Source organism: uncultured Streptomyces sp., from assembly GCF_947488945.1.
In the GTDB taxonomy this organism is placed as follows: Bacteria; Actinomycetota; Actinomycetes; order Streptomycetales; family Streptomycetaceae; genus Streptomyces.
In genome coordinates this window covers 218,768-239,973 of record NZ_CANLBS010000005.1, presented here as the reverse complement: position 1 = coordinate 239,973, position 21,206 = coordinate 218,768, and the positions used below count along the sequence as shown (strand labels likewise).

The 21,206-nt window shown below is 75.6% G+C and carries 9 protein-coding genes; 2 read left to right on the top strand and 7 right to left on the bottom strand.

Annotated features, from left to right (window positions below):
- Positions 1-3 precede the first annotated feature (3 nt).
- The gene (locus tag Q0994_RS09850; RefSeq protein ID WP_299531714.1) at positions 4-330 is read left to right on the top strand and encodes a hypothetical protein; all 327 of its coding nucleotides are present in this window, start codon (positions 4-6) and stop codon (positions 328-330) included.
- Here the strand turns inward: Q0994_RS09850 and Q0994_RS09845 are convergent.
- Positions 297-1,502, bottom strand: a complete 1,206-nt coding sequence (locus Q0994_RS09845; RefSeq protein WP_299532135.1) for an MFS transporter — start codon at positions 1,500-1,502, stop codon at positions 297-299. The genes Q0994_RS09850 and Q0994_RS09845 overlap by 34 nt on opposite strands.
- A 125-nt stretch (positions 1,503-1,627) precedes the next feature.
- Between Q0994_RS09845 and Q0994_RS09840 the strand changes: the two genes are divergently transcribed.
- Positions 1,628-1,882: a DUF6332 family protein gene (locus tag Q0994_RS09840; RefSeq protein WP_299531712.1), complete on the top strand. Its 255-nt coding sequence runs from the start codon at positions 1,628-1,630 to the stop codon at positions 1,880-1,882.
- Between the two features lie 48 nt (positions 1,883-1,930).
- Here Q0994_RS09840 and Q0994_RS09835 read toward each other — a convergent pair whose 3' ends face one another.
- The 6 genes from Q0994_RS09835 to Q0994_RS09810 all read right to left on the bottom strand — a co-directional run bounded on the left by Q0994_RS09835 (position 1,931) and on the right by Q0994_RS09810 (position 21,202).
- Positions 1,931-3,079 carry an aromatic acid exporter family protein gene (locus Q0994_RS09835; RefSeq protein ID WP_299531710.1) on the bottom strand — a complete coding sequence of 383 codons (1,149 nt, stop codon included), beginning with the start codon at positions 3,077-3,079 and terminating at the stop codon, positions 1,931-1,933.
- A 202-nt stretch (positions 3,080-3,281) separates the two neighbouring features.
- Positions 3,282-4,331: an RICIN domain-containing protein gene (locus Q0994_RS09830; RefSeq protein ID WP_299531708.1), complete on the bottom strand. Its 1,050-nt coding sequence runs from the start codon at positions 4,329-4,331 to the stop codon at positions 3,282-3,284.
- A 342-nt stretch (positions 4,332-4,673) separates the two neighbouring features.
- Entirely contained in the window at positions 4,674-7,832 is a 3,159-nt protein-coding gene (locus tag Q0994_RS09825; protein WP_299531706.1) for a hypothetical protein, read from the bottom strand.
- A 216-nt stretch (positions 7,833-8,048) separates the two neighbouring features.
- A complete protein-coding gene (locus Q0994_RS09820) occupies positions 8,049-20,342 on the bottom strand; it encodes a hypothetical protein (RefSeq protein WP_299531703.1) in 12,294 nt (4,097 codons plus the stop codon).
- Entirely contained in the window at positions 20,343-20,708 is a 366-nt protein-coding gene (locus Q0994_RS09815; protein ID WP_299531701.1) for a hypothetical protein, read from the bottom strand.
- Positions 20,705-21,202: a YbaB/EbfC family nucleoid-associated protein gene (locus Q0994_RS09810; RefSeq protein WP_299531699.1), complete on the bottom strand. Its 498-nt coding sequence runs from the start codon at positions 21,200-21,202 to the stop codon at positions 20,705-20,707. The genes Q0994_RS09815 and Q0994_RS09810 overlap by 4 nt, the downstream gene beginning before the upstream one ends.
- Positions 21,203-21,206: the final 4 nt, after the last annotated feature.

The following is a 21,206-nucleotide window of genomic DNA, read 5'->3' as shown; positions in this document are numbered from 1 at the left end:
ACCGTGTCGCAGACACCCTCTCCGGTGCGCTCCACGTGGACGCGCATCGACCGCCGGCTCCGCGTCCACGCCTCCCACTCCTCCTCGCACCGCCCGCCGATCCGCGGGCGGTGCGAGCAGGCGCAGTGGGCCATGGGCATGCGGTTCCCCGACGACCTGCTGGAGTCGCCGGCCCGCCACGACGGCATCGAGGAGGAGCTCGCCTTCCCCGGCCGTCCGCCCCGCCTCCTGTTCGCCCCGCCTCCCGTCCGCCCATGGACCCGGCTGCCTCCGGACGCGCACGCCCGTGCCGCAGGTCAGCTCTCCGTGGGTGGCCTGCGTGCGGCGTAGAGGCCGCCGGCTGCCGCCAGCAGCATGACGCAGCCCGTGAAGACGAGGCCGGCCTCGCGCAGCCCCAGCCAGGTGGCGAGCGCGCCCACGCCCACCACCGGCACCGAGATGCCGGTGTACGCGACGACGAAGAACGCCGAGATGGTGCCGCCGCGGCGGTGCTCCGGCGCCGCTCCGCCGACCAGCGTCAACGCCGCGCGGAACGCCAGTCCTTGCCCGGTCCCCCCGCACAGCGCGCCGAGCACCAGCAGTGCCAGCGACTCCGTGACCAGCGACGCGGCGACCGCGAGCAGGCCGACGACGAGTACGGCGCAGCCGAGCGGCAGCGCACGGCGTTCGCCGACACGGGGTGTCAGGGACTGACCGGCGGTCGAGGCCAGGAAGACCGAGAACACGACCGCGCCGGTGACGGCGAGGTTGTCCACGTGCAGCGTCCGGGCGACGAAGCTCGGGGCCACCGCGGTGAAGAGCCCGAGGAGCGAGAAGCCCGCGAAGGCCGCCAGGGCGGCGGGGACGAAGACGCCCTTCACCTCCGTCGGCACCGCGAGCCCCTGCGGCCTCAGCCGCGCCCGGGGCCGGGCGTCGGAGACCGTCTCCGGCACGTAGCACAGGACGCCGAACGCCCCGGCCACCAGAACGAGATGGATCCAGAACGGCAGCGTCAGCGGCCACCGGGTGTACTCCGCGAGGAGCCCGCAGAGCAGCGGCCCGCAACCGAGGCCGCCCATGTTCGCCGCGGTGGCCGCGAACCCGGCGCGGCCCTTCTGGCCGGGGCCGGCCAACTCGATGACGGCGGCGGTGGCGGCGCCGCTCAGCAGCCCTGCCGCACACCCCGACAGCAGCCGCCCCGCGAACAGCAGCGGCAGCCCCCGCTCCAGCAGGAAGCACCCGGCGCTGGCCGCGGACAGCAGCATCGCCGCCATCAGCACCGGCCTGCGGCCCACCGTGTCGGAGTGGTTGCCCGCCACCAGCAGAACGGCGATGACCGCCACCGCGTACACGGCGAAGACGACGGTCACCATCAGCTCGGAGAACCCGATCTGCTCCTGGTAGAGGCCGTACAGCGGGGTGGGCAGGGTGGTCCCGGCCATACCGACGGCGAAGACCAGGGCCGCCGCCACGTACCCCGGCCGCCGTCCCGCGCGCGGGCGTGTCGCGCCCTCATGAACGATCACGCCCGTCACCCTACGATCGGCCGGGCGCCGCCCGCGCCACCCCCGCGGCGCGGCGCGGAACCGGGAACCGCGTTTCAGGGGCCCGGCCCCGGCGCGGTTGTCACGGCTGCGAGACTTCCCGCATGGACGAGGGGCGCGAGTCATGGTGGGAGAAGGACGCGATGACGGTCGAGATCGTCTTCGCCCTGGTGACCGCCGGCGTGCTGGCCGCCGCGGTCTTCGCCGTCCCGCTCGCCGTCACCCTCGTCCTCGGCCTCTCCGGCCCGGTGTCCACCAGGGTGCTGACCGGTGGAGCCGTGGTCGGCGGGGCGGCCGGTACATGGCGGCTGGTGCGGGTGCTGTACCGCTTCGACAGGGAGCGCCGCAAGGGCCATTGAGCATGTGGAGCGGACCGCCGCGCCGACGGTGTTCTGCCTGCCGTGTCCTCACGCCGTCGGGGCCAGGTCGCCGAGCAGCCGGCGGGTCTCCAGCAGCAGCTCGCCGCCGACGGCCGCCGCGGTGCCCTCCTGCTGCCGGAAGGAGTCGGTGAGCGCGTCCAGGTCGGCCCACGCCTGCTTGAACGCGGCCTCCCGGCGTTCGCGTGCCGGACCGTCGGCGGGGGAGGGCGTCAGCAGTTGGATCTCCTCGGCGCAGACCCGCGCCGCCTGTTCCAGTACGTCGGACAGGGCGCGCAGGAAGCGCGGCGAGGGCTCCGGCAGCCCTTCTCCGTCGCCCATGCCGTTCAGGGTGCGCGCGACGGCGAGTACCCGGGTCACCACCCGGCCCCACCTCATGTCCTCGGCGATCGGGGGCGGCGGCGGACCGGTACGGCGCAGCCGGCCGCCCGGATTCCAGCGGGAGCCCTCGGTGGCCCAGGTCCGGGCGTCGCTGACGCCCTGGAGGGACAGCGTCAGCCGGGACGCCCTGGAGTGCCATCCCTCCGTCTTCTCCAGTCCGTCGGCCTCGCGCAGCCCGGCCGCCATGCCGTCCAGCAGTTCGGCGGACGCCTCCGCGATGTGGACCAGCCGCTCCCGGACGCTCCGCAGATGGACCGGCGGCAGCACCAGCGCGTTGACCGCGATGCCGACGCCGGCGCCGATCAGCGTCTCCAGCAACCGGTGCCCGACCGTCGAGGCGGTCGACGAACCGCCCGTGATGACGAAGAGCGCCGTGGTGGCGCCGTAGAGGCCCTGACTGCCGAACCGGCGGTAGTTCCCGAGCAGCAGCATGAACGGCAGGGTGAGCAGCATGGCCGGCATCGTCATGTCGCGGGTCGCCTCCATGGCCACCGAGGCCCACACGGTGCCGAGGGCGATGACGGCGAACTGCTGGGCGCCCGTGCGCAGGGACTGGTAGACCGTGCTGCCGACCAGGGCGATGGCGGTCCACGGCGCGAGCAGGGCCATCGGGGCCTGGAGCCACCAGCCCGTCAGCGCCCACGCCGCGATGGCCGCGGCCGCGGCCTTGAGCGACTGGACGAGGGTGTCCCGCTCGGGCCCCGCCTGCTCGAAGGCGTTGTGGACGGACAGCCGGACCGCCGACCACTCCCGCCCGGCCCATCGGACGGCTGCCGGCCATTTCTCCGTTCCTGCCAACCCGTTCACTCCCCTCACGGCGGGACCCGCCCGCGTCGACTGCTTTCTGCTCCCGCAGGTGCCCCGGAGGCGCGGGGGTATCCACGGGAGTGCGAAGGAGACACGGGTGGACGGGGACGTGTGCCCGGTCGGGCCGGGCGTGGCAACGGGACGGTGGTGCGCGGGCGGAGGCGGTGCCGGGGCCCCGCCCGTGCCCCGGAACTCAGCCCAGGCGCCAGGTCTGGTTGACGCCGCCGTGGCAGTCGAAGAGGACCGTGGGGGTGCCGTTCGCCGTTCCGCCCGCCTGCGCGTCGACGCACTTGGTGGCGATCCTGGCGACCAGGTCCTCGGTGGAGTTGAGGTAGAACTGCTGGGCGGGGTTCCCGCTGCAGTGGGCGACCTGGATGACGGTGTTGTTCTCCTTCGCGCCCCAGGCCACGTCCATGCAGAGGTTCACGGACCGGACGGTGCCGTCCGGGCGGAAGTCCCACTTCTGGTTGGCGGAGCCGTCGCAGGTCCACAGGAAGAGCTGGGTGCCGTCCGAACCGGCGCCCGCGCTCAGGCACTTGCCCGACGCGTTCACCAGGGGCCGCCCCGCGACGGTGGCGGCCGGCGCGGTCGTCCTGCGGGTGCCCGTGGTCGCCGCGCTCTTCTTCGGTGGGGTGACGATCCCGGACTCCTTCTTCTTCTCCGCCGCAGCTTGCTGACGAGGCGTCGGCGGGGCGGAGGGGGCATGGGCGGCCTCCCTCTTCTCCGACTTCTCGGGACTGGCCGACGGCGACGGTGAGGGCGACGGGGACGGGGAGGCCGACGTGGGCGCGTAGACGTCCGGGGCCGCCGGAAGGGGATCGTCCAGCACCGTGCCGGAACCGGTCCGTTCGGTGGCGAGGGTCTTCTCCTCGTCGTCACCGGACGCGATCAGGAACGGCACGGCGATCAGCAGTGCGCCGGCGATCGCCGCCGCCGCGAGCAAGGGCTTCTTCGGACGCCCCGAACCCGGCCCCTCCTCACCCCCGGTCCCGGCCGCGGTGTCCGTATCCGTACCAGCTCCCGCACCCGCTCCCGGGTCCGCGGCGGGGACGGTCGCGGTGTCCGCCCCGGCGGTCCCGCCGGCGGCCTGCCGGCGTTCCCACCGGGACCGGCGCGGGACGGCCGCCGCCGGTCCCGGACCGGTGTCCGCCGCCGCGCCCGCGGTGGCGGAGGCTGCTTCCGGTTCCGTCTCCGGTTCCGCGCCGGGCTCCGCCCGCGACCCGGTGCCCCCGGCCCCTGTCACGGCCGCTGCGGTTCCGGTTCCTGACGCCGCCCCACCGACCGTTCTCGCCGCCGTTCCGCCGGTGCGCGGTGTTGCCCAGGAGGGCGCCGACGACTCGTCGGGTGGCGTGGAAGCCACCGGCACCGTCGGCGGGGCCGACGGCCCGGCAGCGTCCCCGGCAGTGTCCGACCCTGACCGGGCGACCTCCGCTTCCCGTTCCGGTGCGGGGGGTGCGGACGGGCGGGCGGGGGCGAGCGCGGCCGCGGACGGGTCCTCGCCGGGGGCTTCCGGCAGAGCGGTGGCCCGGCGCACCCGCGGCGGCGGGGCGGAACCCTGGTGGGGTGACATGGATGTCCCTTCGGTTCAGTGGGTGGGGGACCCGATGGGCCCGGAGCAGCGGTGCGGCCACGGTCTGTGTGCCGGGCCGTCGGGCCGCGTCGGAGGCCGTGCGGACAGGGCCGCGTCCAGGCGTGCCAGCGTCGCCAGGTCGCCCGCGCCCAGAGGGCCCTGGAGAAGAGGGACGCCGGGACGCGGGGGCGGCAGTTCGGCCAGCAGCACCAGCGGACCCGTGCCGTCGCCGTGCGGAGCACGGACGTCCAGGACGCGGAAGGCCGAACCGGGTGGGAACACCACCTCACCCGCCGCGCCGTCCTGCCCCGGCGCGTCGAGCAGATGCCGCACCCGTCGCCCGGACACCGACCAGACGGCGTACGCGGCCCCCGGCGGGTGAGGGGCCGTCTCACCGGCCACCGGCAGCGCACTCACCGGTTCCGGCGCGAGCAGTACGTCCCCGACGCCGGCGGAGGCCGCGCCGGGCGGCGCTTCCCGTACCACCGCACCCCGGTAGGAGGGGAGCCGCCGCAGGCCCGAGGCGACGCACGCGGCATACGGGAGGAGCGTCCCGTCGCCCGAGCGCAGGGCGCGCCCGAGTGCCTCATGGCTCAGCCCGCCCTCGTCCGTGCGGAGATAGAGCTGCAGGGCGATCAGGTCGGCGCGTGCGGACTCCTGCTCGCTGCCGCGCAGGGCGGGCATGCGCGAGAGGGTCCGGTTCACCGAAGCGCCGTGGCGTTCCCACACGCCGTCCGCCAGCACCCGGAACGCCGCGCGTTCCGCCTCGGTGCTGTGGTGTCCGGGCAGGAACGGCGTCGTTGCCGCCGTGGCCGTCGGAACGACCGGCCGCCGGCCGGAATCGCCGGTCGGCGCTTCGCTCCGGACGGGCGGTTCCGGGCGGACGGGCGGCGGGGCGACGAGGGCGCTGCCCGTGGCCCGGCCGGCCCCGGTGGCCGCCGGGTCCGGTGCGGCGGCCGGGTCCGGGTTGGCGGCCGGGTCCGTTCCGGCCCCCGCATCGGACCGGGTGGACGCGCCCCTGCGCGGGCCGGCGGCGGGTACGCCGTCCACTGTGGTGCCGCCGGGCGGGCCGGAGGCTTCCCGCGCCGTTTCCGGGGCCTCCGGGGGCCGTACGCCCGAGGAGGGCGTGGCCCCGACCAGGCGGGGACGGATGGGCGGGGCGGGCTCCGGCGCCTCCGGGACGGCGGGAACCGCGGGGGCGGGCGGAGCGGTGCCGGGGGAGACGCCGACGGCGGTCCGAACGGGTGGGGAGGCGGGTGCCGGGTCGCCGGCCGTGGGACCGGACGGGGCGTCCGGCCGGTGTTCGGGCCCGGAGGAGGCGTGCGCCTCTGCGCGCGGTTCGGGTCGTGCCTGCGGCCGTTCCGGCACGGATGCCGGTCCGGGCGGCGGTGTGCCGCCCCCGGCGCTCCCGGCGGCGGCCGCTGCTGACGGCGACGGGGCGGGCGTGGAGACGGCGGCCGTGCCGGTGGCCGGCGCGGCCGGTCCCGTGCGCACGGCGGGCCGGGCCGCACTCTCCGCCCGCTCTCCGACGAGGACGGGCCGGGTGGCAGGGGCCGTGGCTCCGGGCCCCGTCCCGGACGGTTGGGGCACCCGCGCGGGAGCCGCCCGAGCCGCTGCCCGCACCGCCGCCCCCGTCGTCCCCGCCGCCCGCACCGCCGCCCCCGCCGGGTGCGGGGAACCAGCGGTGGCCGGGGCGGCCGGGGCGGCGGATGCGGTGGGGCCGGGCCGGCCGGTGCCCGGCGGAGCCGGTGCCGTGGCCGCGACGGGGGCGCCGAAGCGCAGGCTCCGCACCTGGTGCAGACCGGCCAGACGGCGCAGTTCGCGTCCGCCGTCCACGCACACGCCCTGGACGTGCAACCGGGCCCTGGCACACCAGTCGGGACCCGACGCGCCGAGGAGGCGGGCCAGTTCGGGCCAGAGCGTGGCGTCCAGCGGCTCGCCGGGGCGTCCGACCTCGACGGCGGGGCCCTGGGCGGAGACCGGGCGCGCGGCGACCGGCGGCGGTGGACCGCTCCGGCCGCTGATCCACAGGCCGGACCGGGTGACGGTCACCCGCCACCGGTCGGAGAGCCGTACCTCGCCCGACGCCAGGTGGGCACGTCCGGGCAGCGGGGGAGACCAGCGCAGCAGGCGCGGGGCGGGGGCCGGGGCGTCCGCCGCCGGGCGCGGCGCGCAGGCGACGGAGTCCACGTACGGGTGCCAGAGCGGCAGGCCCTCCTCGTCGGCGAGGGTCGCGCGCACCGTCGCCCCACCGGCCGGGCCCTCGGTGAGCAGCGGGAGCCCGGTGTGGACGACGACGTCGCAGCCGAGCGCGTCGGCGAGCGCCTGGCCGACGCCGAGGACGTCCCTGCGTCCGCCGGGCGACACCCGCAGACGGGTGCGGGAGGGGGCGGGCAGGGACGCGACCGCTTCCTGGACGTCGCTCGCCAGCACGTCCTCGCCGTCCGGTACCCCCACCACCACCGTCGGACCGCGCGGGTCGACCGGGACGGCGAAACAGAGGTCGCCCGGACGCGGCGGCCGCGCGTCGCGTGGGCGCACCAGCAGCCCCGCCGGGATGTCTTCGACCAGGCAGCCGCCTGCGGTGGTGCGGACCGTGCGTGTGCCGGGGGTCGTCTGCCAGTCCGGCGCCGGCTGGCGCGGTCCGAGGGCGACCGGCTCCGTGCCGGGTCCGAAGCGGAGCCAGCCCGGTCCACGGGATCCGGCGGCGGGCGGTGCGCCCCCGTCCGCGCGCGGCGCGGCGAACAGGCCGCCGCCCGGCACCATGACGACACCGCCGTCCGGGGCGATCACGTCGAGACCCCAGGCGTCCGCGATCCGGCGGGCGACCGCCGGGCGCCCCGGACGGTCGTGGCCCGCACCGGACATGGCGAGTCGCACGGTGGTGATCTCGTCCTCCCGCAGGTCGTCGAGGAGGCCGCCCAGCCGGGCCCACAGGGCGTCCGCCGAGGAGGCGGGGGGCCCGGTGACCACGGTCACCGTCCCCGCGTCGGCCGCACCGAGGGCCCGCACCAGGTCGTCGATCTCCGCGCGGCCCGGGGTCTCGTCCGCCGCGGTCCTCAGCAGACGGACGCCGCCGTACTCCTCCACCGCCAGCACGTCCCGGAGGGCCGCGGCCCGCGGGCGGTCCGGGCGGCCGGACGCGCGCCCGCGGGCGGGAAGCCAGCGGCTCATCGGGCGCGCTCCGCCCGGCGCACGGTGCGGTCCGTCCGCGTACGCGCTCCGGGGCGCGCGGACGCCGCTCGGCGGGGTGGACGCACCCGGATTCACCTCGGAGTTCGTCGGCGGTCCCCGGCGGGAACACGTATGCGAGTACAGAACCCGTCCGGTCGCAACCGCCAGGGAAATGGCGGCCGTTGTCGCGTGAATGGCAGGTGAACAGGCGGGCCGTCAGATGTGGGCGAACCCGTCGCCGTCGATGCGCAGACGCAGTTCCGGTTCCGTCCCGGGGCCGAAAGTGCCCACCGCGCCGTCCGGTCCTTCGAGCGCGATCCGGATGCCGAGCGCCTCCGCGACGGTGCGGACGGCGGCCGGGCGGTCCGAAGGGGCGTCGAGGGTGCCACCGGACCGCAGGATCAGCAGGCGGAGCCGCAGCAGCGGGGTGAGATCCACCTCCGACACGCCGAGTTCATCCCCGAGCAGCACCGCCTGGGTGCGCTGACCACTCGTCAGCTCGACTCTTAGTGCGTCCAGTTCGGCGAGGGTGACGCTGCCCCCGTGCAGTACCGTGCGGTCGGCCGTCAGGGCGGCCAGCGCCGACAGCGGTCCGCCTCCGGCACCGGACCCGTGCGCCTCGGTTCCGGTTCCGGGGCCCGTGGGGGCGGGCGGCGGCGGGGGCACGGGGGGCTCCGGAGCCGGCGGTGCGGGCTCCGGAGCGATCGTGGGCGCGCCCGTGGGGACGGTGGGTGCGCGGGGTGCCGGTGGCGGAGGTGCGGGCGGCGCGGGGACCGCCGCCGTCTTGACCTGGTCCGGCACCACCACCGCGCCGAGCCGGTCCGCGAAGAGCGCGGCGACGTGCTCCAGCCAGACGGCCGCCTCCGCCGGGTCGAGCCCCGGCCGCACCGAATCGCTCATGTAGCGGCCGGACTTGTCGTTCACGGTCCAGCGCTGCAGCGTCGGGTTCCAGCGGAACTCGCCCGACACCCGGCTGTCGCCCGGCACCGTGCGGCCGGTGCCGGTGAAGTCCGCGCCGATCCCCGTGTGGCCGAGGCCGTCCAGGTGCGCCAGCAGCTTCTCCCGGGTCAGGTCCGGGTCCTTGGCGCGCATCCCGGCGAGCAGCGCGTCGAACTGTTCGGGGGTGACGAGGTCGCTCGGCTTCTCGCTCCCGACGAGAACGCGCAGGTCGGAGGTGACGGTGTAGATCCAGACCGCGTCCCTGTTGCCGCTGATCATCAGGTCCGGGTCGATCTCGTCGAGCGGCGTCCACAGCGGGTTGACGCGTACGTCCCCCTCGGCGTCCTTCTCCTCCTTCTTGACGCGCTTGGGCGGGACCGCGTCGCCGAAGCGGGCCGTCGCCGGGTCCCAGGCGTCCGCCGTCGAACCCTCGTAGTGGTTGCGCCCGACGTAGTGCACCTCCAGGGCCACCGGGGCGTGGGACGGGCCCGCCTCGGAGTTGTACCGGCCGCTCCGGGCCACCTCCACCCGGGTGGAGAAGGCATGGGCGAGCAGCGGCAGCAGCGCCTCCCCGACCGACGTCATCCAGTGGCTCGACCAGTTCTCCACCGTGTGCAGCAGGGAGCGGAGTTCGGCGTCGTCCAGCGGGGCCACGCTGGTGGGGTGGAGCGCCGTCAGTTCCTCGCGCACCGCGGCGTCGTCGAGTGCGCGCGTCGACGCCGGGTCCGTTCCGTGGTGGGCGAGCAGGGCGTCCAGCGCCCGGCGGTCCATCGCGGCGAGACGGGCCGCGAAGCTCCCGTCCGTCGCGGTGAGCCGGAGCTGCCCGAGGACCTGCGGGTCCAGCCGGCCGCCGCTCGCGCGGACGTACCGCGCCACGTGCGCGCGCATGGCCGCCGCCACGGTCACCGACTCCCCGGCCGGGGGAAGCGTCCAGGTGGACAACAGGGCCGCCTGGAAGTCGAGTTGGTCGCGCACCGCCTCCTGGTCGTCCAGCCAGGCGTACGCCTCCGGGGCGGTGCGGGCCAGTTCCGGCAGGGCCCGGCGCACGGTGGCGGGGGAGCCGGCCATGAAGGAGTACAGCAGGCACTCGCCCGTCGCGGGGACGCGCAGCGGCGTGCCCCTGGCGGGGACCGGTGGCGCGACGACCCGCTTCTTCGCCGCGGGCGCGCTCCCGCCCCCGCCGTTGTCGCCCGAGTGGTCGCCGGGGTTGTCGCCGGGTTCCTTGACCTCCGGCCCCTCGGTGCCGTCGGTGTCCGCCGGGTCCCCGGCGGTGGGGAGCGCGGGCACGTGGTCCGTCGCCGGGCCGGCCGGGACGGCGGGCCGGTAGTGACCGTCGTCCAGGCTCAGTACCACCCGTGGCGGCGGGGCGGCGGCCGTGTCGGTGAGGCCGTGGCCGTGCAGCAGGCCGGAGCCGGGCCGGTCGCCGGGGGTGAACTCCTGGACCCTGCCGTCGCCGTCCACGACCGTCACGACGATGCCGAAGCGGCGGGCGGCGAGCAGCGGCAGCAGGTCGGCGGCCGCGTGGTCCCAGGTGCTCGCCGTGTCGTAGTGGCCGGGCCGCAGGATCTGCGCGGCGGCGAGCGCGGCCCGCGCCCGCCGGTTCAGCGGGGCGCCCGGCGGGATCCGCCCGGCGAGCGCGTCGAACTCCCGCCGGTGCGGGGTGCCCACCGCCAGCGCGCCGGTCGGGGTGCCGGCCAGCCCGGCGTCCGTGACCTCCTCCAGGGTGAAGGTGTCCGTGCTGTCCGGGGCCACCAGATCGAGCAGGTCCGGATCGCCCGGATCGGTGAGCTGGTCGGCCAGCAGGCGGCGCAGACGGGCGAAGGTGGCCGCCGGGTCGCTCAGGTCCAGACCGGCGTCCGTGAGGACGCCGGGGGCGACCCGGCCGATCCCCTGCACCAGGGACCGCAGGAACGCGTCGCCGTCCCGCGGCACGTCCCGCAGCCGGTACGTCGCCGGATCGGGGCCGGGCGACACCAGCAGGTCCGTCCCGTCCTCCGCGGTGGTCCGGGTGTACACCGGCGGGGCCGGCGGCTTCGGCGCGGCGGGCGGCCCCGCCGGCGCGACGTGGACGACCTCCGGAGGTTCCCCGACGCCGGCCGCTTCGAGCCGCCGCCGGCCGTCGGCGGTGGCGGCGAGCCGGTGCCAACGGGTCAGCCGGTCGGTCGCCGCCCGTACCCGGTGGTACTCCACGGCGGCCGCCTCCGCCCTGGCCCGCGCCACGCCCAGCTGGGTCCGCAGCGTGTCCCAGGCCGTGTGCGCCGCCGTGTGGCGCTCCTCCGCGGCGGCGACCCGCTCCTCGGCGGCCTTCGCCGCCGCGCGGGGGCCGGTGAGCCGGGCCAGCGCCGCCTCCGCGGCCTCGCGGGCCGACCGGGTCCGCCCGACCGCCGCGGCGACCAGGTCGTCAGCCGCCTCCTGCGCGGTCCGCGCGTCCCTCTCGGCGTCCGAGACGACGGCCGACGCCTTCTTGCCGAACCGCTCGCCGTCGGGGAGCTTCTGCCACGCCTCCGTGACCTCCTCCAGCCGGCCGTGCGCCAGGTCCACCGCCTCCCGCGCGGAGTCCCGGTCCGTCCGCTCCGCCGCCTCGGCGTCCCGCAGGGCGGTGTCCGCCCGTCCGGCCGCCGCCCGCGCCTCCTCGTGGGCGCGCAGCGGCGCGACGGCCGCGGCCCGCGCGCCGTCGAGGGCGGTGCGCGCGGCCCCGAGCGCCGTGTACAGGCCGGCGCCCGGCCGGCGCTTCTTCCAGTACGCGGTGTCGGCGGCGGTCCAGCTCTTGCTCGCCGCGCCGACCGCGTCCCACGCCTTCGCCACCCGCGGCGGGAAGTTGGCGTCGTCGATCAGCCCCAGTTCCCTGGCGATGTCGTCCCGGACCCGGACGATGACGTGGGTGTCCGAGCGCACCGCTTTGGGGCCCGGCCTGACGTGCCCGAAGGTGCCGCCCACCTTGCTCAGCAGCCGGGTGTCGCGCACGCCCCGCCGCACGTCCGCCCGGCTCACCCAGGCGGTCGGGACGGCGAAGACGAACATCCGGCCGGTCTTCGGCTTCACGTTGATCGAGGTGAGGTGGTCGTCCTGGGCGGGGGTCGCGGAGCCCGTCGCGTCGTACGGACCGGGGACGGACACGCCGTACTGGTTGAGGCCCGTCTGCGGCGAGGAGACCACCAGCGCCGCGCCGGGGGTCACCTCGTGGACGGTGTCGTGCGACTGCGAGGTGCTGATGCCCTCGCCGGCCCGGCGCAGCACCTCCATCTTCTCGCCGTCCGCGACGGTCAGCAGCACCGCGCCCCCGAAGTCCGGCATGGCGTGCAGGTGCACGGTGGCGGACTCGGTGCCGATGAGGTTCTTCTCCGTCAGGTCGGTGAGCTGGTAACCGCCGTCCGTGACCGCGCGGTGGAACCACGCGGTGAGCATCGTGTGGCTGGTCCCGTCCTCCATCGTCTGGGCGGCGCCGGTCCCGGCGCGGGTCAGCCCGGTGTTCCCGGCCCGGCGGGCCGCGTCGGGCCGGTCCAGGGAGAAGCCCGCGTCGTAGGAGAGCGCCACGGCGTAGTTGTTGGCCGCCCGGACACCGCCCCGGCCGACGATCCGCCGCACGTCGAAGCCATGCTCGGGATAGACGAACGGGCCCGTCGTGCCGTCCGCCCGCCGGATCGCCGGCACCTGCGCCGGGGTGGTGATCTGCCGGGGAGCGGGCAGCGCCGCCAGGTCCGGCGGGCGGAGCGGATCATCCCCACCGTGATCCTCACCGTCCCCGTCCGTCGCCGGGTCGGGGGCCATCAGGCTGAGCGGCACGTTCTCGCGCAGGGTCCCGGCCGGGCGGCGGACGCTGACGGTGGCGTTGCCGGTGAACCGGTCGAGCGGCCCGGCGTCCTGCGCACGGGACGACGCCGACGGGGTCTCCGACGGTGTGTTCTCCAGCTCCAGGGTGATCTGGATGTCGTACGGGGTGTCCGTCACGGCGTGCGGTTCGGTGGTCGCCACCCGGTACACCGTGAGCACCGACGTGGAACGGCCCGCCCCGAACGCCGACCGCTCGCCTGCGGTCTCCGTCAGCGAAGGGCCCGCCGCCATCGGCCCCTTGTCGCCGGGCATCCCGGTGTGCACGGCCTCGCTGACCAGATGGCCGAGGTCCGCTCCCGAGGAGCGGTCCTTGCCCCGGGTCAGGGTCTCCAGCGAACGCCGGTTCTCCTCCATCTCCACCCCGTGGTCGAGCATGTGGAGCCGGGCGCGGCCGGGGACCAGCCGGACCCGCACCCGGGCGTTCCGCCCGCCGATCCGCCCACCGGACCAGCCCCAGCCACCCGTCCGCACCGGAACGGAGGAGCCGGAGCCGGTCATCTCCTTGCCCAGCGACCGTGCCACCCGGGAGGACACCAGCGCGCGGACCCGCTCCCGGTCGTCGTCGCCGAGGCCGAGCTTCGCCACCTCCTGGTCGAACGCGGCGAGCGCCGCCGACGCGTCCAGCGAGTCGACCGGGTAGGTCCCGAACCCGTGCCCGTTCAGCCAGGGCTGCGGCGACCAGGACCGCTGCGTGTAGCGGGGCACGTCACCGAGCCCGTCCTCGATCAGCCCGACCTCGTAGGCGCTCTTCTCGGGAACGTGCGCCTGCCAGCCGCCCGGCACCGTCGTACGCGAACCCGCCGCGCCCGCCAGCGACTTCGGCACGAACGACATGCCGACGGCGGAGGCGCCGACCCAGCTCGACGCGAGCGCGAACCAGTGCTCGGCGGTGCCCGCCACCAGCACCTGATGGCCGAAGCCCTTGCGGTTCATGTCCGAGACCGCGATCCGCACCACCCCGAAGCTCTCTGACGCCGACGCGGAGTACGGGCTCGCCACCAGCCCGTAGGTGCCCAGCAGCCCGGAACCCGCCGCGTGCGCCTTGGCGTAGGTGAGCTGCCCGCCGGTGAAGACGGTGCGGGAGGTGCTCGTCTTCCCCGCCGACTGGCTGGTCGAGCCGACGATCATCTCGCTGTCCATCGGGACGGACCCGGTGAGCGCCCGGATCTCCGTCACCGTGGTGAACTGGCGGAACGTCGCCCACAGCGAGCCGTACGGGCCCTTGCCCATCAGCCCGGCCGCGCTCCAGCCGAGCGGACCGGTCGTCTGGTCGAAGTTGGAGGTCAGCAACTGCGGCTGGAGGACCCGCAGGATCGACGAACGGGTGGGCGCCCCCTCCTCGGTGAGCTGCCAGGTGGAGCCCGAGGCGTCACGGACGACACGGTCCAGGCTCACCGTCAGTTCGGGTGCCGCCGTCACGCTCACCGTCACGAACGGGTGGGCCCGCAGCGCCCGGAACAGCCGGCCCGGGTCCGCCGTGAGCGCGGTCCCGCCGTCGCCGTCCGGGCGCACCGGTGCCGGAGCGCCCACCAGGTCGGACGGCCCCACCAGAGGGCTTGTGCCGACCGTGCGGCCGGTCGCCAGCACCACGGCGCGCTCGCGCCGCATCGCCACCGTCGTCACGGGGGCCGCGTTCGGACCGTACGGATTGAGCGCGCCGTCGGCGTGCGGATCGGACGCCGGGGCGTGCATGGCCGGGACGCTGATCAGCACCCGCCCCCTCGACGGACCGCCCCCCACCGGCCCGGTCCTGGCACCGGTCGTCGCCGTGCCGAGGAGCAGGTCCTCCGCACGGCTGAACACGAACGGCTGGGTCGACAGCAGCCCGAGGGTCGCGGTGCCCCGCAGTATCCCGCGCACCCGCCAGTAGCCGCCGTGGGTGGCGGAGAGCGTGAGGTCGTAGGCGTACAGGTGGGCCGATCCGGTGCTCACGGTCATCGGCTCGTTGGTGGCGGTGGAGCCGAACCCGAGTTCGTCCTCCGACTGCCACCCCTCGCGCACCCCGGCGGAGATCGTGCCGGCGTTCTGCGGAGCCCGGATGTCGTCGGACGCCGGGTCCCGGAAGGAGAGCGCGCCCTCCAGGCCCAGTTCGCCGGTCCGCTTCGCTCCCGCACTCCCGTCCAGCCGTTCCGCGCCCACCGAGCTGAACCGGTGCCGGAAGTCGGGCTGCGCGCCCTCGTAGCGCCGCCGGGTCAGCTCGCCCCGCACCCGCACGTAGCGGTGCGCCTGTCCGAACACACCCGTCTCGTACAGCGGGACGAGCAGACCGGTCGTCGTCAGAGCCTCCAGGTTGGCCCGCAGCGAGGCGTCCGAGAGCATCGCGACGAGTTGCCGCGTGTTGGCGACCGCCGCCTCGTACTCCGCCCGGTTCCGCCACTGCGGCTGCCCCGGAGCGGCCGGCGGCAGCGGGGCGCCGCCCAGCTTCGCCCGCAGCCGCGCCCGGGTGCCGGGCGGCGGGGCCAGTGCCGACAGCGGGGCGACCAGCCGCGGGTACGCCTGCGCGGCGGCCGCGACCACCCGGTCCGTGAACGCGTCCAGGAAGGTGGTGCCCGCGCTCGTGCCCGGCACCCCACCGTGCCTCGACCGCCCGTCCGCGTAGGTGAGTTCCTCGACCCGGTGCATGCCCAGGGTGCGGGGCCGGTCCACGGTGAGCTGCGCCGGTGCGAACGGCGCCGGAGCACCGTTGTCCAGGGCGAGCCTCGTGCCGTCGTCCCACCCCGCCAGCCGGCGCGCCTCCGTGTACGTCATCCGGTCCAGGCTCCACGTCTGGAACCGCCGTGCCGCGCCGGTGCCGGTGCGCGCGACGAAGACGTCCTTGCGGACCAGGTAGAGAGCCGAGTCGTCCCCCTTCACCTGCCCGGCCGTCTTCGTCGATCCCGCCCCGCCCATGCCGCGCGACCGCGTCCAGGAGAAGAGGTACCGGCCGACCGCGCCCGCCTGGAAGCGCAGGTTGAAACCGTCGCCGAGCCCCAGGAAGTTGAAGGCGGGACCGGCGGCGAGCTCCAGCCCGACCACGGTGGTGCGCGCCATGGACCGCTCGTTGCGGACGGTGGAGAGACTGATGTCGCGCATCTCGGCGTCCGCCGTCCGGGACAGCCGGACGGCCCGGACCGGCACCACGTCCACGACGAACGCGCCCAGCGACGCCCGCCCGTCGTCGGAGAAGAGCGGCGGACTGATGACGCGGCCGTTGGCGAGCGTCCGGGCGTGCCGGTGGAAGCTCTCGGAGGAGAAGAAGGAACTGAGTTCGCGGTGGGCGTCGCTCCCCGGCGCCACGCCCGTCTCCGCGACCGCCCAGGCCAGGATGTGGCCGACCGGCCCGAAGTCCTCCGGCCGCACCAGCCGGTACGTCGAGTCCCCGCTCAGCACCATGGACCGGGGGATCCGTGCCGCCTTCACCGAGGGGTCGGCCGTCGCGCTGTCCGGGAGGCGCACCGACAGCCCGTCGCGCATCCCGAACCCGAAGACGGCGGACCTGGTCGCGCCGGCCGTCCCGGACTCCGTACGACCGTCCCCGGCGGGCGCCGGGGACGTGAGGGGCGCGGGACCCTTGCCCTTCCCGTCGGTCCCGGTGGACGTGGCCGGCAGGTCGACGGGGCGGCCGTCGGCGTCGGTCACCGTGATCCGGTACCAGGTCCGGGCCAGGTGCACGTGGGAGCCGTCGAGCGTACGCGTCTCGGTCTGGCTGGTCCCCTGGTCGCCCTGCCCGTATCCCGCCTTGCGGGTGAACCCGCCGCGCAGCCCGATCCGGCCGAACCCCCCGGTGGCGAGGGTGCTGAGGGGCCCGATCGGGACGCCGAGGGCGAGCGGCGTGGACGACTGCACGCTCTTGCTCTGCCCCGCGCTCACCACCGACCGCTGCATACCGTCCACCTTGGTCGGAGCGCCGTAGCCGTCCGCGAACTGTTCCCAGCTGTCCCGGTGGTGACTGACCGCCAGATGGAGCACGCGTACGCGTCCCGCGCCGTCGGTGTACGCGAAACCGCGCCCCTCGCCGGTGAGACTCCGCGGCTCGTGGGCCAGGGCGTGCGTGATCTCGGCGATCAGTTCGGACGAGCCGACGGTGTCCGGCCGCGGAGGACGGGCGCCCCGCATCGCCCGGTACATACGGGTCAGCGCGCGGGCGGCGGCGGAGCCCGGACCGATACCGTCCGGCCCCGTCGCCCCGTCGACCGCGGGCGCGAGCGAGGGGTTATCGCGCAGCAGCCGGGTGATCTCCGCGACCGCCAGGTCCCGGCCGCGCAGAGTGACCTCGGCGTTGCCGAAGCTGATCAGCGCCTCGGCGGCCACCCCGGCGGGCACCTCGTCGAGCAGGGACCGGAGATCGTCGATGTACGCCGGGACGCGGCTGCCGTTCTTGAACGCGGGGGAGACGGCCCCCGGGGCGGGCGGCTTCGCGTCGGGATCGAGGGCGGCGGGCCGCTCGCGGTCGAGCGTCGCGGTGATCCAGCTCTTGGCGGGGGCCTTCTTCGGAGCCGGGGTCTTCTCCGGAGCCGGGGTCGGAGCCTTCTCCGGAGCCGGAGTCCCGGCATCGGGTTTCGGCGCGGGCGGGGGAGGCGGCGGGTCGGTCGCGACGGTGACGGTGTCCTTCACGACGGCGTCGGTGACCGTCGTGGAACCGCCCGGGACCTGCGTCGTCCCCGTGCTCCGTGTCGGTTGTGTGGACGGGAGCGGCGGTGGCGCGGAGGAGAGCGCGGCAGAGGTGGATGACAGGGTCGGGGGAGCGGGCGGCGCGGGGGCCGCCGGCTTCTTCGGGGCGTACGGTTCCGCGCCGGGCAGGTAACCGCCGGTCGTGGTGACGGGCCGGGGAGCGGTCGGCATCTCGTCGTCCGGAGGACGGCCGTCGCCCCCGGTACGCTGCGTGAGGTCCCCGACGACCGCGCCCAGCAACTGCAGATGCCGTCCGCGCAACCCGCTCTGGAGGAGTCCGGCGGGCGCCGGACGGGTGTAGTCGCCGAGCAGACTTCCCGCGACGTCGGCCCGGCCGGGGGCGTGGGCGTGGCCCGACTCGTCCCGCAGCCCCAACTGGTGCGTGATCTCGTGGACGTAGTCGACCGCCTCGGCGTCGGCCCACCAGTGGGTCCGGGTCATCTGTTGGTCGGGCCCGACGAACGCGATGTTGAGGCCGTGCGGATGCGGATCGTGTGCGACCTGCTCGATGGTCACGTGCAGCCGGTCACCGTTGGGCAGCTTGTGGGCGGGGGAGTTGAGCAGTTCCTCGACGCCGGCCCGGACCTTGTCCATGACGTCCTGCGGCATCCCGCCCGGTCCGCGCAGACCGATCTGGACGGTGAGATCGGTGACCCATTCCCCGTCGTGGGCGAAGCGGCGCGCGTCGAACTTGGAACGCACGGTGTACTGCGTGGTCTCTCCCGGACGGGCCGGGTCGGGCGGCGAGGCGACCGGGTCCACCCAGGTGTGCGCACGGGTGACCGGCGGGGCCGCCGCGCGCGCCGTCTCCCAGGCCGGCCCCTGCCCGAACGGGTGCCCGCCGACGGCCGGCGCCGGAGCGTCGGCGGCATCGCCCAGGTCGGTGCGGGTGCCGGTGCCCGTGTCGGTCTCCGTCTCTCTGCCGGACAGGGCTGCGTGGGCGGGGGACCGGTCGGCGCCCGTGGACGCCTCGCTGCGGGGGGAAGCGCCGGAGGCCGGCGCCGGGCGGGGCTGCGAGGACCCGGCGGACTGCGGCCGGCTGCCCGTCGCCGGGTCCGCGATGTTCGTGCCGCCGGCACCCGTGCCCGCGGCGCGGGTTCCCGTTCCCGGCGTGCCCGTTCCCGTGACAGGTGTGCCTGATCCCGGGGCACCGGTCGGGACCGATCCCGCAGCACCCGTGCCCATGTCGTGCGTGACGGTGTCCGTACCCGTCGCGTCCGTACCCGTCGCGTCCGTACCCGTCGCGTCCGTACCCGTCGCGTCCGTACCCGTCGTGTCCGTGCCCGTCGTGTGCGTGTTCGTCGTGTCCGTGCCCACAGCGCCCGTGCCCGTCGCGCCCGTGCCCACCGCGACGTTGCCGTTCCGCACGCCGCCGACGGAGCTCCCCGCGTCCACGGCCCCCGGCGTGCCGCTCTCCTCGCCGTCGATGTCGCCCGGTTCCGATCCCGCGGCGGTCGCCGGTTCCGGGCGCCTGCCCGTGGAGCCCTGGGAGTCGACCGAGCCGGGAGCGCCCGTGGCGCCGCCCGGTGCGGTGCTCGTCCGGGAAGCCGGGGCAGCGCCCCCCGACGGCGTACCACCGGCAGCCCCGTCCATGTGCGGGGCACCGGGCTCGTCCCTTCCGGAACCCGCCCCGTCGAAGGCGGTTTCCCCGGTCTCCGGCCCCGCGACCGTCGTCGGGCGGGCGGCCGGGGCCGGGCCTCCGGTCCCGGCCCGGCCGGCCGGCGCGGTGACGTCCGCGGGGAGGCCGGTGGCGGAACGGGGCGTGCCGGCAGGGAGGCCGGTCGAGGAAGTGGTCCCGTCGCCGGACCGGCCGGTCGGGGGAGTCCCCTTGGACGACGTGTCGGCGGAGGCGCCGCCGGTGCCGCGGCCGGTCCCGCCGACCGTGGCCGGTGTCGGCGTCGGTGCCGGTGCGGGGGTGAACGGCAGGACGGAGCCCGGCCCGCCCGGCGTCGGGGTGAAGGCGCCGGCCGCCGACGGGTGCGGGGTGGCCGGGCCCGGCACGTTCGTCGTCGCGGACGGTGTCCGGGCGGCCGCGCCGGGCCCCTTCGACGTACCGTGCCCCGACCCGGGGGAGGAGCCGCCGGCCGTGAACGGAGGCGACGAGGTGTTGAGGCCGTCGGGGCCGAAGGTGTTGTGCAGCCACAGCCCGCCGCCCGCCGCGAGGGACATCGCGGCCACGGTCGCCACCCCCGCCGAACCCGCGCCGAGGAAGGTGTCCCAGTTCCACTCCAGCTTGCCCTCGAACGCCCAGTTGACCAGCGTCTCGGCCGCGCCCTCGCTGAGGCCGGAGACGATGAACACCTCGGGGATCTCCGCGCCGTGGTTGACCACGCCGCCGACGAACGGATTGTTCTTGAAGTAGGTGTCCACGTCGTCGAACGTGTTCTTGAAGTATTTCTTGAAGTAGTTCCCGGCGCCCTCCAGGAGGGACTCGAAGGCCCCGGCCACCGCGCCGAAGGCGGCCGCCTTCCCGATGTCGCTCCAGTCGATCCCGTCCGGCCTGCGCCCCGGAGGGTTGATGGCCATCTGCGCCAGCCGTACCGCGAGCGCCTGGACCGCCTCCTCCAGCGCGCCGCCGAGGGTGGGGGCGAACTTGGAGAGCCGCACCAGCCGGTCGATGATCATCAGGACCGCGAGCCGGCTGCGGGCCCGGGCGAGCGCCATCTGCGAGAGCGACGTACCGCCGGTGAAGGCGGCGAGCGCGGCCATGAAGGCCAGCTCGATGAGGAGCATCACGATCTCGGCGATGATCTCCCACTTCGACGCCTGGATCTTCATCGAGTGGTCGACCTGCCCCATCGCCAGGTCGTCGAGCTGGTCGATCATCCGCTGGATGTGGTCGACCCCGCCGTCGTCGGTGAGCATCGAGAGACCGGCGACGTACCGCTTGGCCACCTCGGGCGGGAGGTTGGTGCCGGCCTCCGAGACCGACTGCCGTACGGCCTCCCGCAGGTCGCGCAGGCCCCGGCCGTGGTCGAGGTACAGCTCCCGGCTGTCGTACGCCAGGTTCTCGCGCGCCTGCAGCGGCTTGGAGCCGAGCAGCACGAAGAGCATCGTGGCGACCTCGGGGGGGAAATTGATCTCCTGCACTCAGTGCCTGCCGCTCCCGCCGGAGCCGCCCAGGATCTCGTCGGTCTTGTGCGCGTGCTCCCGGATCATGTCGGTGCCGTCGGCGCGCGTCCCCTCGATGTTCTCCAGGTTGGCCAGCGTCGCTCCGACCAGGCCGTCCAGCGCGTTGTACAGGGCCGCGGCGAAGCCGGTGCTGAAGCGGTTGTTGTCGTCGTAGCGGGGCCGGACCTCCAGGGCGAAGTCGTCCGTCCAGCCGGGCCATTCGGTGTAGTCGTTCTCGTGGCGCCGGAAGTCGGCGCCGAGCTTCTTCGCCATCTCCGGGAGCCGCTTCATGTTCTCGATGCTGCGCCGCAGCCCCGCCGTGTCCGCCTCGTACGTCCCGCTCATGTCCGGCTCGCCCCCCTCGGCCGCCCGCCGGGCGAGTAGTCCGCGTCGTCCTCCTGGATCTCGTCCCGCAGCCGGTCGCGCGAACGCCGGCCGCGTCCGTCCCCGCCCGCGTCCAGGGCGTCCCCGAAGAGGCGCTCCCAGTCGATGTCGATGCCCCCGAACTCCGGGGTGTCACCGCTCGGCCGGGTGAGCGGCTCGAACGTCTCCACGACCCGGTGCGCCATCGCGGAACGGCCCTCCTCGGCCGCCTCCAGCACCGAGGACGCCAACTGGGTGGCCGTCATGTTCCGGTACTTGTTGTCCAGGAACCGCAGATGCGTGAGCTGACCCTGCGGTCCGACCGTCGCCTCCACCGCGCGGTCCCGCGACCGCGTGGTCACCGACGCGGAACGCAGTTCGCTCTCCGCCCGCGCCACCGCCGCCTGTACGGCCTCCAGTTCGGCGCGTGCGCGGGCGATCCGCCGCTCGATGGGCTCCAGCGACTCCCTCGGCATGTCG

Excerpts from the sequence above, each read along its gene's own strand:
- Q0994_RS09815 (WP_299531701.1), bottom strand. The coding sequence starts at position 20,708 with ATGAGCGGGACGTACGAGGCGGACACGGCGGGGCTGCGGCGCAGCATC.
- Q0994_RS09825 (WP_299531706.1), bottom strand. The coding sequence starts at position 7,832 with ATGAGCCGCTGGCTTCCCGCCCGCGGGCGCGCGTCCGGCCGCCCGGAC.
- Q0994_RS09840 (WP_299531712.1), top strand. The coding sequence starts at position 1,628 with ATGGACGAGGGGCGCGAGTCATGGTGGGAGAAGGACGCGATGACGGTC.
- Q0994_RS09810 (WP_299531699.1), bottom strand. The coding sequence starts at position 21,202 with ATGCCGAGGGAGTCGCTGGAGCCCATCGAGCGGCGGATCGCCCGCGCA.